This is a genomic window from Kluyvera genomosp. 2, assembly GCF_036759865.1.
GTDB lineage: Bacteria > Pseudomonadota > Gammaproteobacteria > Enterobacterales > Enterobacteriaceae > Kluyvera > Kluyvera ascorbata_B.
The window spans coordinates 228,004-242,467 of sequence record NZ_JAPKIA010000002.1; the positions used below are offsets into that span (position 1 = coordinate 228,004).

Sequence of the window (14,464 nt, forward strand, 5' to 3'; positions counted from 1 at the left end):
ATCGCCCGGCCGTCAGTTATTATTCTGTTCTGGGAAAACGAAGACGCTCTCGCGGCTTATCGCATCGCGCCGATCATGCGCGGCGTCAGTGCGCCATAGTCATTAATAGTTCGGTAGGTAATCTCACCACCTGCATCTGCCGGTATTTTGACCCGTGTTTCCCCCATTGGCGGCACCAGCGCATTTTCCAGCACCCGCGTTCCGGCATTCAAATCGGTCACCGTCAGGTAGTAAGGCGTGGGGTTGATAAGCGTCAGCGTGCCGGCATCGCGGCGAAACGTCAGTTTTTCCGCAGCCTGCTCCGGCGGCATAGCCAGTTTGGCCGGTCGGTAATAGAGCTTTATACGGCTGATAATCGCCAGCTGCAGCGTGTTATCGCTGAGTTTTGATTTATCCATCGCCGGAATGGCCTTCACGTTCATCCAGAACAGGCTCTCACGGTCCTGCGGTAGCTGATTATTCGTGGCATCAAGAATGCGCAGGGTGTTCTCTTTTTTACCCTGCATGGCAAACAGCGGCGGCGTAACGACAAAGCGCCCGTCTTTCGCGCCAGCGGCGTTTTCCACCCATGACTGGATCAGATACGTGCTGCTATCGTCGGTGTTGGTTACCGCCAGCGGCACCTGCTTCTGCCCCGCCGGGTAGATGACCCGAGTGGCGCCCAGCGCAACGCCGGCCTGCGCACGGGAAACCAGCCCGCTTGCGGCCATCAGCAGCGCCGCCACCAGCAGGCCACGCATCATCAACGTTATTTTCATGTTTACCCTTGTTGTACTCACCGTCATATCCTGTATTCGGTTAATTACTCGTAGGTCAGAGCGAACCAGGCCTGTGCGTTGGCCGTGCCCCCCACAACCTGACGATCGGTCGAGCGATATTTCGCCACAAAATGCAGCGTCGTCGGTCCGTCGTTGAGTTTGGTCCAGCGAACCGGAGCCTGATTGAGCGGGATGGAGCCGCCCTGGTCATCAAACAGCGCAATGCCAATACCGGTGGCGATCCCCGCGCCCTCACCTACCGAGAGAATGTTGGGATCTTTACCGTCGGCGACGCCCTGAAACGACACGCCCACGCGCTGGCTGACTTCCGTACTGCAATCTTCCAGATGAATATCAAACGCAATCGGCCTGGATTCTTCACCTACGGCGTGAAAACGATGACTGCTGATTTGCCCCATGGTCACCGTCATCATGCGGTCACTTGCCGCGACGCTACAGGCTTCGGCGATAACAACGCCCTGAAACCGCATACTTCCGCCAGGCAGCGTGACGTTCCAGCGATTCCCGGCCAGGGTGACGGTAGGCAGCAGAAAAATCAGCAGTCCCCATTTCATCCATTGCATGGTTATCACCTCTGTTCCTTTACCAATAGCGAGCCATCCTGGCCCGGTCAGCATCCCTGCTTTAGGGATTACTCGTACTGCACTTTGAAGGTTGCGTCGGCGTTCGCGGTACCGGCCGTTGCCGCACCGGTCGCGTAGTAGCGCGCCTGGAACGGAATGACGTTGGTGCCGTCGTTCAGCGTGGTCGCGTTGCTGAAGGTTGCGCCATCCAGCGCCAGCGGCGTACCTTTGTTATCCAGGATCTGCACGCCTACGTTGGTCGCGCCGCCGGAGGCGGAGCCCTGCAGAGCCAGCACGGTGGTATTGGTGGTATCAATCGCCGTACCGGAGAAGGCAACGGACGCCTTGGTCGATACGTTGGTATCACAGTCGTTCAACTGGATATTGAAACCGACCGCCGAGCTGGTGCTGCCCGCCGTTGCCAGTTTTGCTGAACGCACCTGACCCATCTGTACGGTCTGATCAACAGAGCCCGCATCGACGGCGCAGGCCGCGTTAACCACTTCCCCTTTAAAATGAACGGTGCCGCCGTTAACGGTGGTAGTATCTGCCGCCAGCGCAGCCGCTGAACTCAGAGACAGCGCAGAAATAATTACCAGCGCAACTTTATGAAAGCCCATAAAACCTACTCCTTATTAATTGAGAATATTATTCTCAGCGTGTTACAAACAACGATGAAGGCGGGCACCAAAGGCTCCACCTGACGTACTAAATTTATTTATGTAAAAACGACTCGTTCCCAACAATAGGCATGATTATCCGGATGGCTGCAATAGCGCTACCATCGAGGGTTTAGCTTTGATATATTCAGATAAAACGAGATTGTCGCGGCACTATTCCCACGCAGACCAAACATCTTTTTGGTCTTCTGCCTCAAATAATAAATATGCTTTTCGCTGAGTCCTGCCAGTTTATTTATTTGTGAGACGGAATACCCTTCGCAGAGATAGCGAAAGACAATCATCTCTTGTTCAGAGAAACCTCTCTGGTCAAAAATAGTTTTACTCGCCTTGTACAGGCATGAGTAAAGCTCTGAAAAGCTAATCTTTTCAGAGACTAGCCAAGGAAACGGCCCCTGAAAAGCATAGCTGGAGGAAACATCCATCTTGTATAACAGTATAATTCGGCAATGAGACGTAGACGAAGCCAATAAGCCGAGTATCCGATGTCGCTCAACGATATCAGAAATATAAACAATAAAAATGTCGCTGATCGAGGTGCGTAAATAGCACTTCGACCGCAGCTGCCAGGAGTGGATTGTCGAAACGTTACCATCCTGAATAACTTCGTCGTCTTGCAATGCCAAAAGAAAAAAACTGTTATCCGAGATAATACACTGCCTCATATATTACCCCAACGACCATGTCCGAATTTTTTATTTAGTATCCATAATTCCTGATTCTAAAACTGAGTTACCTAAACTTCGGTTTAATTATATACACAGCCAATATATATCGTCAAAAACGATCAATTCATTATTATTGATAGATATCATCAATTGATTTTATGAATATAGATCGCCCTAATCGATCAATTGCTTAATAAAAACAAGAAGATCAATGAAATAGAGAATTTGTTTTTAGGATTTTTCTAAGAATAAGAAGTTATACGTATTGATATACGCCACGCGCAAATTGTAATTTTATGTAAAATTTATATCCTGATGCGCAATTTAACTTAATTTTTACAAACATATAAATTGATCCAGATCAATTAACGCCATTTAAACAAAAATACCATAATTGATTCGCAAGGGATTCGCGCTGCAGAATTTACCCCTGAAAGCGTATCTATTACGACAGCTAACTACCTGATAAAGAGTATAGACGTCGTTTTACGACCTGGATAAACGCGTGCAGGCTGGCGTGGCGATGCGGGAATAACAAAGAGGGGGGTTACAATCTAATAACAGAAATGACCAGGCATAGCGTCCCATGATAAACGCCACGCCTGAAGAAACGATTAGCGCAGTTGTTGCAGCACCTCGCCGGCCAGCGATTCCGGGTTGGCAAATCCTGCGCCTACCCGATGCGTCAGCAGTTTCGAACCGTACTGGCGGGTGATTTGCGGCAGACAGGCATCATGAAACGCCTTAAGATCGGCAAAGTAGTCCAGCGAATACTGGCTTTCTCCGGGTCGACCTCTTGCCCGGCAGGCATCAAAGCAGGCCCTTGCATCACGGTCGATATACACCACCAGATCGATCGGCGGGTAACACTTAAGATAATGCTTAATTTGATAAAAGTAGGACATATAGCGGGCCGACGGTTGCTCGGTGGTCAGAAAATTCGCGTGGCAGAACACAATATCGCTAAATAGCGAACGCTCAATCACATAATTTCCCTCCGCAATATTGCTCAACAGCGCCTGGCGGCTGCGAGTGATATATAGCTGAAAAGCCACCCGGGCATCCGCATCATTGGGGCTTTCCACAAAAAGCTGAAGCAGTTCCAGAAATACCGGGTCTTCATCGACAGGCTCCCGAACAACCGTCCAGACGCTACCCGTCTGTTTCGACAGCGCCTGGGCCAGCGGTTCAAGCAGCGTGGTTTTTCCTGCGGCGATATTCGCCTCAATGGCAACAATCTGCATTGCACTATCCTTAGGCAGGCTCCCCCTCTTTACAGGGGGAGCGTCGGGCTATGATTTTTTCGCGCTGTATACGTCTTCGCCGGAGAATGTCGGCTCGGCCCAGAAGTTGATATTAAACTGCGCATCGTCGGTCATCTCGATACGGTGCCAGTACTGCGGAGGACTGGTTGCGAAGCTGCCGGCGTTGATGACCACTTTCACTTCCGGCTCGGTTGCCTGCTCGTCGGCGAAACCATAGTAGGTCACGGTCCCTTCCATCACGCACAGCTGACCAAAAATGCCGGCGGCAGTATTGTGGTGGCTCAGCAGCGCCGCAGGAACATTATCTTTGGTAAAAAACGGGGTTGAACGTTTGATGGTCCAGTTTTTCGGGATTCTGCGATGGCTCATATTCACCTCCAGCTCTATAAGATGCATTTAAAATACATCTTATAATTTTGCCTGTAAAGCCATTTTGATAATAAATCTCATTATCAAATGAACAACATTCTTCGTCAGCCATCACACTTTTGCACATCGCCATTTGTCGACAATCGACATTTATATACAATTTAAATGTCGAAAAACAACAGAGGCTACGCATGAATCCGCTCGCTTTTACCATCTCGCAAGAACAGAACGTCGATACCTGCCACCTGGCTGACCTGCCGCTGGCCGAAATGCTGTCGCTGCTGAACGAACACGACGCTCGCGTACCGCAGGCCATTAGCCGCGTGCTCCCGCAGGTTGAACAGGCTGTACGGCTGATTGTCGCGCAGATGAAAAGCGGTGGCCGGCTGTTTTACGTCGGCGCCGGTACCAGCGGTCGCCTGGGCGTACTGGACTCCGCCGAATGCCCGCCAACCTTTGGCACCGACCCGGATCGGGTACAGTCGGTCATTGCCGGTGGGCTGGACGCCATGCTGCGCGCCGTGGAAAACGTCGAAGATGACACCGAAGCATCGGTAGCCGAACTACGTGCTCGCGGGCTGAACGCGCAGGATGTTGTTCTCGGTATTGCCGCCAGCGGGCGCACGCCGTTCGTGATGTCGGCGCTCGACTACGCGCGCCAGATTGGCGCAAAAACCATTGCCCTCACTACCCGTGGCCCAGGTCTCATCTCGCAGCAGGCAGATGTCGCGGTAGCCCCGGACGTCGGAGCCGAAGCGCTGGCCGGTTCAACACGGATGAAAAGCGGTTCCGCGCAAAAAATGCTGCTCGGAATGATCAGCACCGCCACCATGATTCAGCTGGGACGCGTTCACGGCAACCTGATGATTGACGTTAAAGCCTCCAACGAAAAGCTGCTGCGCCGGGCTGAACATATGGTGGCGCAGATTTGCGATGTCGATAATGCCGAGGCGCAATCGCTACTACGCCCGGTGAACTACAACGTACGTGCGGCGGTGCTGAGCAACCTGCTGAATCTCTCCCCGCAGGCAGCGCTGGCGTTAGCCGCTCAACCCTTTGTCGCCCTAAAAGATCAGCTATTATCAGGAGCCGCTCATGGCCAATAAAATAGAACATCTGGAGCATATCGCTGACGCCATTGAGGAACATATTGGCGGCTTCGACAACGTCGTCACGCTGACCCACTGTATGACCCGCGTGCGCGTGGTGCTGCGCGATCGCGGCCGGTTTAACGCCGAAGCGCTGCGTAAAACCGACGGCGTGAAGGGCGTGGTAGACGCCGGGGAGCAATTCCAGATTATTGTCGGTGCGGGTACCGCCTCGAAAGTGACCGGCATCCTGACCAAACGCCTGAATCACGCCGGCGTCACGCCAGCGGTAGACGACAATGTGCGTAAACCCTTCTCCATTCGCCGCAGCCTGAATATCCTGGCCGCCATTTTTGTCCCCACGATCCCCGCGCTGATCGGCTGCGGGCTGATCCTTGGGCTGGTCAACGTCTGCCGCTTGATTGGCCCCGAGTTTGTCGCCAGCCATCAGGATCTGTTTGCGCTACTGACGTTGATGGGTAAAGCGGTCTTTACCGTACTGGCGGTGATGATCGGCATGAATACGGCGAAAGAATTGCAGGCCTCCCCCGCTATCGGCGCGGTGATGGCGGCAGTGCTTGCCGCGCCGGATCTGGCCAATATTAAACTCTTCGGCAGTGCGTTGACGCCGGGCGGCGGCGGGATTTTCGCCGTGCTGCTGGTCTGCGTCTTTGCGGCAAAATTTGAGCTGTGGTTCCGTCGTTACTGCAAAGAGAGTCTCGATCTGATTTTAACGCCGATGGTCACGATCCTCGTGTCATCGCTCGCCGCGCTGTTGATTCTCCAGCCGCTGGCGCACGCGGTTAACCAGTGGCTGGGCGATCTGGTGGCGCTGTCTTTGCTGAATAACTCCGCGGGCTCGGTCGCCGTTGGCGCGCTGCTCGGCGGCGGCTTCCTGTTCCTGCTGTTGACCGGCTTACACCAGGGGCTGATTCCGATTCATGCGCAGATCCTCGACACGTTCGGGCTCAACTATCTGTTCCCGATTCTGGCGATGGGCGGCATGGGTCAGGTTGGCGCAGCGGCCTACGTTTATTTGAAAACGAAAAATCCGCGCCTGAAAAAAACCATCTCCGGCGCGTTACCGGTCGGCATCATCGGCGTCGGCGAGCCGCTGCTGTTCGGCGTCTCTCTGCCGCTGGGTAAACCGTTTATCGCCGGCTGCATCGGCGGCGCGGCGGGCGGCGCAGTGATGGCGGCCTGCAAAGTGGGCATTATCATTCCCTTCGGCACCGCCGGGCTGTCGCTGCTGCCGCTGGTTGGCGCCGGACAAATTCTGCCTTTCCTGCTGGCGGTACTCAGCGCATGGGTTGTAGGTTTCATCGCCGCCATGATCCTGGGCTTTACCGATCCGCAAGAATAGTCATAATCAGGCACTGGGCGCACCGCGCCCATTCCCACGACGAGAGATAAGGTACGTAATGGAATCGATCATCAGCAAAATTCAGGCCCTGGCAAATGCCAAAACCAGCGGCGATCGTCGTATCTCGACGTTCCTGATTGCACGAAATTTTGATATTTCCGATCTCAGCGCTACCCGTATGGGGCAAGAATTGGGCATCAGCGACTCGTCGGTTATTCGCTATGCCAAGGCGCTGGGCTGTAGCGGTTTCCCCGAGCTGAAGCTGCGGCTTGCCGCCGCCAGCCGCCCCCAGCAAAACGCTGGCCGGCAGGAAATCTATGAGGGTATTGAGGCGGACGATCCCACCGATCTGATGATTGAGAAGGCCAGAGTACTGTTCGCCAGTAAGATCGAACGGTCGCTGGATCTTCTCGACGCGCCCATTATCGACACCTGCGCCCGGAGACTGATCGACAGCCGTAAGATCGTGCTGGTCGGTATTGGCACCTCGGCGCTGATCGCACTGGATATCAACCACAAGCTGATCCGCTGCGGTCTGAACGTCCAGTTCAACTACGATTACCATACGCAGATTGTGCAGGCTTCTCTGCTACAGCCCGGCGACGTCCTGCTGGCGGTATCCGCGCGCGGCGAAACGGTGGAAGTGGTTGAGGCGCTAAGCCTGGCCCGCGAGCGCGGGGCGCACACGATGGCGATTACCCGCTACGGTAAAAACAAAGTTAGCCAGCTTGCTGAATATGTGATCCCCTATTGCTATAGCGAGGCGCACGAGAAGCTCGGCATGGTCACGCCGCAAATCTTACAGATGATCGCCTTCGATATTCTGTTCTTCCGCATCAACAGCCTGGTCTCGCCGGACAGCATGTCCACCGCGCTGCGCACCATCGATCGACGCCAGCAAAAAGGCGGCACGTCATGAAAATGGGCAAAGATCCCGACTACCGATTTTCGCTCGCCAATGAGCGCACGTTCCTCGCATGGATACGGACCGCGCTGGCGTTTCTCGCCACCGCAATCGGCGTCGATATCTTGCTGCGCGAGCATCATCTGGGGGTCATGCGTCACGGCCAGTGGCTGGTTATTCTGCTCGCGCTGGTCGCCATTTTCGCCGGTGGCTGGGCGTTTTTGCGCTGGTATCAAAACGAAAAAGCAATGCGGCTGGAACAGGCTTTTTGCTATAGCCGCAGCCTATCGCTATTGACTGGCGTACTGATGCTGCTGGGCGCGCTGGTGATTGGCCTGGCGCTATGATCTCGCGCGACCCAGGGTTACAAAAAGAGCGCACCCAGCTTTCCTGGGGGCGCAGCTCGTTGGTACTGGCGGCGATGGTGATGATGCTGGTCAAGCTCGGCGCGTTTTCTGCCTTTCAACTGGCGCTGGTCCTGATAGGGCTACGGCTGATTCTGGGCGCCGTCAGCGCCCGCAAAAAGGAGCTGGCCCAACCGGAAATCTGCGTCAACGCGCGAGTGATAGGCCGACACTTATGGCTGTCCCTGAGCGTGGTACTCGCCGGTATCTGGTTCCTGTTGCACCGCTAGCGAGCCGACGCTTTAGCAATCACCACCGGTACGCTTTTATACGCTGGCGTCAGGCTTTGGCTGTCTACCGCGTCCAGCGAGAGCAATACATTGGCTTCCGGCAGATAGGCGCCGAGCGATCCCGCGGCCATACTGTAAATCACCACGGTCAGACCGTACATCGCGCGATCGACGCTCGGCGTTCCGCTCTCATCCAGCGCCTGGATGTTAATCACGTCGCCTTCCGCCAGCCCGCGCGCGTCGGCTTCCTGCTGGCTTAAAAACGCCACATCGCGGCGGCCGCTAATACCCCGATAGCGATCGTTCATACCATAAATGGTGGTGTTGTACTGATCGTGGCTGCGCAGCGTTGCCAGCACTAAGGCTTCGGCGGGCTGCTGCTCGCGCTCGACGGCGCGCCGCTGGCTGACCACAAAATTGGCCTTGCCCGTCGACGTATGCCATTCGCGGCGCGATGCCGGCGTATCCATACGGAAACCACCCGGCGCGACAATGCGGGCATTGTAATCGGCGAACGCCGGAATCACGTCGGCAATCGCTTCGCGAATCAGGTCGTAGTTGCCCACCAGCGCTTCCCAGTTGACCGGCGAGTCCGGCAGCGTGGCCCGCGCCAGCCCGGCGACAATGGCCGGTTCCGACTTCAACCAGCGCGAGGCCGGTTTGAGCGCACCGCAAGAGGCGTGCACCATCGACATGGCGTCCTCCACGGTGACAGACTGAATGCCGCCTGCCTGTATATCGCGCTCGGTGCGGCCCAGCGCCGGTAGCAGATAGTTATGCTGTGCCATCAGCAGATGCGAGCGGTTCAGCTTGGTCGCCACATGAACCTGGAGATCCAGCTTTTTCATCGCCTCAAAAGTACGCTGCGGCTGCGGCATCGCCACCGCCAGGTTACCGCCCAAGCAGATCAGCGCCTTCGCCTCGCCGCGTTCAATCGCGCGAATGCTCTCTACGCTGGCGCGCCCGTGCTCACGCGATACCTGAATACCAAAGCGTGCTTCCAGACGCTGAAGGAAATCCTCTGAAGCGGCTTCGTTGATGCCTACCGAACGATCGCCCTGCACGTTTGAGTGGCCGCGCAGCGGGCAAATCCCCGCGCCGGGTTTGCCAATATTTCCCTTCAGCAGCAGCAGATTGATCAGCTGCTGAACGTTTTCGGTGCCGTTCTTATGCTGCGTGATCCCTAAGCCATAGCAAATGATGGTGGCGTTAGATTTATCATAGCGGTAGGCAAGATCCTCCATCTGGCTGCGGGTCAGGCCGGAATCCTGCTCCAGATCCGCCCACTGGCAGCGGTGCAGATCATCATACAGCGCCTGATAGCCGTGGGTATGCTCAACCAGAAACGCGCGGTCGAGGCACGGTTCCTGGCCAAGCAAAATACGGGCTTCATCCATTTCAATCAGCGCTTTCATCACCCCTTTTAGCAGCGAAGCATCGCCACCCATTTTGACCTGATAATAGTCATGGCTGAGCGCCGTGAAATGGCCTTTGAACATGTCGGTCGGGCTTTGCGGGAAACTAAAGCGTTCCAGGCCACGCTCTGCCAACGGGTTGATCGCGATGATGCGTGCGCCGCGCTGCGCAACTTCCCGTAAGGTGCTCAGCATGCGCGGGTGGTTAGTCCCCGGGTTATGACCAATACAAATGACCAGCTCGCAATGTTCAAAATCCGCCAGCTCAACGGTGCCTTTGCCCAGGCCAATCGCCTGCGTCAGCCCGACGCTGGTCGGCCCATGGCACATGTTGGAGCAGTCAGGGAAGTTGCTGCTGCCGTATTCCCGGGCAAAAAGCTGGTACAGAAACGCCGCTTCGTTGGAGGTACGCCCGGAGGTATAAAACTCGACCTGCTGCGCAGAGGCATAGCTGCGCAGGCGCGCGCCGATTTCCGCGAAGGCAACCTGCCAGTCAACCGGCTGCCAGGTATCGCTTTCACGATCGTACTTCATCGGATGGGTTAACCGGCCGCTGTTTTCCAGCTCATAGTCACTGTATTGCCACAGTTCAGCGACGGTATGCTGGCGAAAAAATTCCGCCGAGGCTTTCTTGCTGGTCGTTTCCCAGGAAACGGCTTTTACGCCGTTCTCGCACAGCTCCATCGGCGAACGATGGCCCGGGTCAGGCCAGGCGCAGCCGGGGCAATCAAAGCCCTTCACCTGGTTCATGCGGAACATGGCGATAATATCGCGCGCAACGGCCTTTTGTGAAAATACCGAAGCGGCGACCGCTTTCACCGCCCCCCATCCCCCTGCTGGCCCTTGATAACCGCTTACACCCGGAACGCCGTTGTTCATTTTTACCGCTTATTTTTTACGCCCTTTCAATAGCGAATACGGTAGCAAGTTCCCTTGCCTAATGATTTCCTCTTCACGGGGTACGGTGGGCGTACGCTCAACGGGTTAGTGCGCTGCCCCCAACGGGTGGCATAGTGCGCGCGTTTTTGCCTGGTCATGACGTAAAACACGCACGGACTCCACATGAAAAAAGGGGTTGATCTGATACGAACAACCTCTTATTTTCTTGTCTCTTTTTTCACTGGGCCCTGTGATGTCGACGATGATAAAATCGAACACGTTGGTAAGCAGCAGAATAATAATAAAAATAAGCTGAGGAATTTCTTATGTTGTTATTTATTGGCACCGCCGCCGTCGCCTTTCTGGCATCGCTGATGCTGATCTGGCTTGACGACAGAATTGCCGAACCGGAATAAATTCGGGGAGGGGGTTCCGCGCCAGCCATTGGCGCGGAATATCAAATACTACAGTGACTTAGCCAGACGTTCTACGGCGGTCATCAGCCCGTCTTGCGACACCGTTGAGTAGGATAAACGCAGCGTGCGGGTATCCGGATTGTCGTTATAGAACGCTTCACCCGGCACATACACCACGCCATTTTCCAGCGTTTTTTCCAGCCATTTCATGGTATCAAACGGATAGCGGAAACGCGCCCACAGGAACATCCCGCCTTTCGGACGACTGAATTCCAGATGCTCGCCCAGACGACTTTCCAGCGCGTCGGCCAGCGCATCGCACTTCTTACGGTAATCTTCACGAATCAGCGCGATCTGGCTTTCCAGGCGATTCATGGTGAGATACTCCGCGGTAATCACCTGTGACAGCATGTTGGTATGCAGATCCGCCGCCTGCTTCACGATCACCGTTTGCTGTGCCAGCCAGTCCGGCATCACGATCCAGCCGATACGCATTCCCGGCGCAAGAATTTTCGAGAAGGTTGAGGTGTAAACCACGCGATCTTCACAGCCCAATTCCAGCGCGTGCTGGTACAACGGGCGTTGCACTTCGTCCGTAAAGCTGATTTCACCGTACGGATCGTCTTCAATAATGACAAAGTCATACTGCTTCGCCAGCTCAACCAGACGGCGGCGGCGATCGTCACTCAGGGTTTTGCCGCCCGGGTTGCCGAAAGTGGGCACCAGGTACACGGCTTTAACCCGCGTGGTCGCCAGCCGTTCGGCGAGCTGTTCTACCAGCATTCCGTTGTCGTCGGTATCAACGCTCAGAATATTGGCCTGCGCCAGCTGGAACACCTGTAGCGCCGCCAGATAGGTCGGGCGTTCAACAACAATCGTGTCGCCCGGATCGAGCAGGGTGCGCGCCACGATATCGAGCGACTGCTGCGAACCGGAAGTGATGTAAACATGGCTTGCCTGACAGGCCACGCCGCGCGCCTGACACAGTTCGCTGACGGCCTGACGCAGCGGCGGATAGCCTTCGGTCAGCCCATACTGGAACGCATCGTTGAAGCGTTCGCGCATCACCTTCTGCACCGCCAGCTCCAGCCCTTCGGTATCAAAAAGCTCCGGTGCCGGAATGCCGCCGCCGAGCGAAATAACGCCGGGCAGTTTACTGTGTTTGAGGAGTTCGCGGACGGCGGAGGGTTTAAGCTCCCGCGCGCGGGCGGCGAGTCGCCTGTCGTGCATACTATGTTCCTTTTCTGTCTTGTTGTTGTGTTGATTGCAGGCTTTCTTTACGTCGGCCTGATAAGCGAAGCGCCATCAGGCAACCCAACACAGATTGCCGGATGGCGGCTCCGCCTTATCCGGCCTGCTTGCCTTTATTCGTTATCTTTAATGACCACCAGCGGTTCGATATCACTCTCTTTTTTTATCACCAGAGAATCATCGCCGCGCAGGCAGGTGCCGCCGTAGTTACCGCCGACGGTAAAGGTACATACCTGAATATATTTTCCGGCCACGTTTGGCAAGCACCAAAGTTGCTGGTAAATATTTTTCCGATCGACGAATTTCCCGCTGGTCTGATCCAGCAGCTGGTCGTGGCCGCTGACCAGATCGATATTGCTGCCGCAGCGCCCGGAAATCGGCTTAATGGCGTAGCCCGTTTTCGCCAGATGCTCGCTGACTTCAAAGTCGGTATCCAGCAGGTATGGGTGGTTCGGGAACAGTGACCACAGCACCGGGAGGATCGCTTTGTTGCCGGGGATCACCGTCCATAGCGGTTCAAAGACCATCACTTCCGGGCGTAGCAGCACGTCGATCAGGCGGACTTCGCCATCAGGGCTGCCGGTACGAATCGGCACCGCCGCGTACTCGTCTTCGCTGACCTCGCGCACCTGCTCAATGGCCGTTTCCCATGCCCAGGTTTTCCACACGCAGTTCACCAGCCGTCCGTCGCCGTCAATCAGCTGGCCGGCAGCATCCCAGTGCAGTTCATCAAGACCGTGAAGAATTTTGCTCTCAAAGCCCGCCTGCTCCAGCGCACGCTGCATAAACTGCGCGTGGTAGTTCTCTTCCAGATCCTTGTCCTGCATGATGTGCACGAACGGCCGTGCCAGGCTGTGCTTCCACGCGCCGACCAGCTCACCCAGCAGATCTTCCGCTGGGTTATGGCCGTTGCCGCGATAGCCAGTTTTCAGCCACTGTTCGAGGATCAGCCCGCCTTCGGTATGACAAGAGGCGGAGTCGGCGTTGTACTCGTACACCTTCAACCCGCGCTCATCCATGCAGAAGTCCATGCGCCCGGTAATCATGTCGTGGCGGCGGCGCTGCCACGAAAGGCGCAGACGCGGCCAAAGAATTTTCGGAATATCAAACAGCGCCAGCAGGTTATCGTCGCGCATGACTTTATCGGTGGCGTGGAGATACATCAGATGCATCTCGTTAGTCGCCTTGATGAGCTCCTGCTCCGCGCTCTCGGTCATGGTGAAGTACTGGTACGGATCGCGGTTAATCACGTGGCCGTTTGCCGCGATATAGGCCTGCTGGAGCGAGTCTTTTTCGTTCAACCATTCACCGTCGAACTGACCGTGGTTGTCGAGGCGTGCGCCGCCCAGCTTCAGCGCTTCACCGGCAATGGCCGGCTGGGGCAGGCTGTAACGCGCATCGTCGGTCTGGATCATCCAGCCCAGAATCGTCGTGTCGTCGAAGGTATCATGCAGCGTGTAGTGCCCGTCTTTTACTTCCAGCGTCAGCTCGCGCGTCCACTGCTGCCCTGCCGGCAGCGGCGAATGCAGCACGTTCTGTTCGGCGATACGCACCTTATTCCCCAGCAACTGGGTAATCACCGCCACGTGGCCGGTTTCGTTAAACTCGCCGCCTTTCTGCCAGATAAGCAGCGAGCCGACGAGCGGCGGGCGACGGGAGCCGTTGGCAAAAGCCTGTAGCGGCAGGATGGCGTCGTTCACCACCTGGCGCAGATAGCGCAGGGAGAAGATTTCATAGGCCATGCTGACGTCGGTGAAGACAAAACCGTAGGTGATAAACAGGAAGCGGCGGGCAAACTCAACGCACTGCCATTTGTGGCCCATGTATTCGTTATCAATGTAGCTACGAAACGAGGCGTCGTCAGGCATGTCGCCCGGTTTTAAGCTGCTGTAATTCGAAGAGTAAATCGCTACGCCACCCGGCGCATACCCCAACAACGTGCCAAATGGGGCGTCACTATTGGTACTTCCCGTGCTCATGAACCTTCCTCAAACGCGCGTCGCGATTTTTATCGCCCCGCACGTTGAAATTAATCCAACAAAAGTGGATTAATCATACACCCGTGCAGGCGAGGATGACCGCTGCGGAGGAAAAATATTCATCTGAAAAATGGGCATCCACAATACCTGGTGGTTTCAGTACGCGGGATGCGCGGCAGGTTGGCGCGGATTTTTGCCTGAGGCTGCTAAA

Annotated in this window: 13 protein-coding genes; 5 read left to right on the forward strand and 8 right to left on the reverse strand. The window is 55.7% G+C overall.

Annotation, left to right across the window (positions count from 1 at the left end; all coding sequences use genetic code 11):
- Positions 1–56 precede the first annotated feature (56 nt).
- The 5 genes from V6942_RS02910 to V6942_RS02930 all read right to left on the reverse strand — a co-directional run bounded on the left by V6942_RS02910 (position 57) and on the right by V6942_RS02930 (position 4,324).
- Positions 57–743: a fimbria/pilus periplasmic chaperone gene (locus V6942_RS02910; protein ID WP_181358036.1), complete on the reverse strand. Its 687-nt coding sequence runs from the start codon at positions 741–743 to the stop codon at positions 57–59.
- Between the two features lie 59 nt (positions 744–802).
- Positions 803–1,342 (reverse strand): fimbrial protein, encoded by a 540-nt coding sequence (locus tag V6942_RS02915; RefSeq protein ID WP_106929743.1) that lies wholly within the window; start codon positions 1,340–1,342, stop codon positions 803–805.
- Between the two features lie 68 nt (positions 1,343–1,410).
- A complete protein-coding gene (fimA, locus tag V6942_RS02920; RefSeq protein ID WP_106929741.1) occupies positions 1,411–1,962 on the reverse strand; it encodes a type 1 fimbrial major subunit FimA in 552 nt (183 codons plus the stop codon).
- Positions 1,963–3,304: 1,342 nt separating this feature from the next.
- A complete protein-coding gene (locus V6942_RS02925) occupies positions 3,305–3,934 on the reverse strand; it encodes a deoxynucleoside kinase (RefSeq protein WP_106929737.1) in 630 nt (209 codons plus the stop codon).
- A 48-nt stretch (positions 3,935–3,982) separates the two neighbouring features.
- A complete protein-coding gene (locus V6942_RS02930; protein WP_106929735.1) occupies positions 3,983–4,324 on the reverse strand; it encodes a DUF1971 domain-containing protein in 342 nt (113 codons plus the stop codon).
- Between the two features lie 191 nt (positions 4,325–4,515).
- Between V6942_RS02930 and murQ the strand changes: the two genes are divergently transcribed.
- The 5 genes from murQ to V6942_RS02955 are packed head-to-tail and all read left to right on the forward strand — an operon-like array spanning position 4,516 to position 8,313.
- Positions 4,516–5,430 (forward strand): N-acetylmuramic acid 6-phosphate etherase, encoded by a 915-nt coding sequence (gene murQ / locus V6942_RS02935; RefSeq protein WP_106929733.1) that lies wholly within the window; start codon positions 4,516–4,518, stop codon positions 5,428–5,430.
- Positions 5,420–6,775 carry a PTS transporter subunit EIIC gene (locus V6942_RS02940; protein ID WP_333500795.1) on the forward strand — a complete coding sequence of 452 codons (1,356 nt, stop codon included), beginning with the start codon at positions 5,420–5,422 and terminating at the stop codon, positions 6,773–6,775. The genes murQ and V6942_RS02940 overlap by 11 nt, the downstream gene beginning before the upstream one ends.
- A 58-nt stretch (positions 6,776–6,833) precedes the next feature.
- Positions 6,834–7,694 (forward strand): MurR/RpiR family transcriptional regulator, encoded by an 861-nt coding sequence (locus V6942_RS02945; RefSeq protein WP_333500796.1) that lies wholly within the window; start codon positions 6,834–6,836, stop codon positions 7,692–7,694.
- On the forward strand, positions 7,691–8,026 hold the full coding sequence (locus tag V6942_RS02950) for a YidH family protein (protein WP_106929727.1): 336 nt from the start codon (positions 7,691–7,693) through the stop codon (positions 8,024–8,026). Before V6942_RS02945 ends, V6942_RS02950 begins: the two co-directional genes overlap by 4 nt.
- Positions 8,023–8,313 (forward strand): DUF202 domain-containing protein, encoded by a 291-nt coding sequence (locus V6942_RS02955; RefSeq protein WP_106929725.1) that lies wholly within the window; start codon positions 8,023–8,025, stop codon positions 8,311–8,313. The genes V6942_RS02950 and V6942_RS02955 overlap by 4 nt, the downstream gene beginning before the upstream one ends.
- Here the strand turns inward: V6942_RS02955 and V6942_RS02960 are convergent.
- From V6942_RS02960 to gss, 3 genes are all read right to left on the reverse strand, one after another.
- Complete coding sequence (locus V6942_RS02960) at positions 8,310–10,607, reverse strand: FdhF/YdeP family oxidoreductase (RefSeq protein WP_182967023.1); 2,298 nt, start codon at positions 10,605–10,607, stop codon at positions 8,310–8,312. The genes V6942_RS02955 and V6942_RS02960 overlap by 4 nt on opposite strands.
- Positions 10,608–11,071: 464 nt before the next feature.
- Complete coding sequence (locus V6942_RS02965) at positions 11,072–12,253, reverse strand: PLP-dependent aminotransferase family protein (protein WP_106929721.1); 1,182 nt, start codon at positions 12,251–12,253, stop codon at positions 11,072–11,074.
- A 134-nt stretch (positions 12,254–12,387) separates the two neighbouring features.
- Positions 12,388–14,253, reverse strand: a complete 1,866-nt coding sequence (gene gss / locus V6942_RS02970) for a bifunctional glutathionylspermidine amidase/synthase (protein ID WP_106929719.1) — start codon at positions 14,251–14,253, stop codon at positions 12,388–12,390.
- Between the last annotated feature and the right edge of the window lie 211 nt (positions 14,254–14,464).

What these genes read in the sequence shown, in the direction of transcription:
- V6942_RS02910 (WP_181358036.1), bottom strand. Translation starts at nt 743, where the DNA reads ATGATGCGTGGCCTGCTGGTGGCGGCGCTGCTGATGGCCGCAAGCGGG.
- V6942_RS02915 (WP_106929743.1), bottom strand. Translation starts at nt 1,342, where the DNA reads ATGCAATGGATGAAATGGGGACTGCTGATTTTTCTGCTGCCTACCGTC.
- fimA (WP_106929741.1), bottom strand. Translation starts at nt 1,962, where the DNA reads ATGGGCTTTCATAAAGTTGCGCTGGTAATTATTTCTGCGCTGTCTCTG.
- V6942_RS02925 (WP_106929737.1), bottom strand. Translation starts at nt 3,934, where the DNA reads ATGCAGATTGTTGCCATTGAGGCGAATATCGCCGCAGGAAAAACCACG.
- V6942_RS02930 (WP_106929735.1), bottom strand. Translation starts at nt 4,324, where the DNA reads ATGAGCCATCGCAGAATCCCGAAAAACTGGACCATCAAACGTTCAACC.
- murQ (WP_106929733.1), top strand. Translation starts at nt 4,516, where the DNA reads ATGAATCCGCTCGCTTTTACCATCTCGCAAGAACAGAACGTCGATACC.
- V6942_RS02940 (WP_333500795.1), top strand. Translation starts at nt 5,420, where the DNA reads ATGGCCAATAAAATAGAACATCTGGAGCATATCGCTGACGCCATTGAG.
- V6942_RS02945 (WP_333500796.1), top strand. Translation starts at nt 6,834, where the DNA reads ATGGAATCGATCATCAGCAAAATTCAGGCCCTGGCAAATGCCAAAACC.
- V6942_RS02950 (WP_106929727.1), top strand. Translation starts at nt 7,691, where the DNA reads ATGAAAATGGGCAAAGATCCCGACTACCGATTTTCGCTCGCCAATGAG.
- V6942_RS02955 (WP_106929725.1), top strand. Translation starts at nt 8,023, where the DNA reads ATGATCTCGCGCGACCCAGGGTTACAAAAAGAGCGCACCCAGCTTTCC.
- V6942_RS02960 (WP_182967023.1), bottom strand. Translation starts at nt 10,607, where the DNA reads ATGAACAACGGCGTTCCGGGTGTAAGCGGTTATCAAGGGCCAGCAGGG.
- V6942_RS02965 (WP_106929721.1), bottom strand. Translation starts at nt 12,253, where the DNA reads ATGCACGACAGGCGACTCGCCGCCCGCGCGCGGGAGCTTAAACCCTCC.
- gss (WP_106929719.1), bottom strand. Translation starts at nt 14,253, where the DNA reads ATGAGCACGGGAAGTACCAATAGTGACGCCCCATTTGGCACGTTGTTG.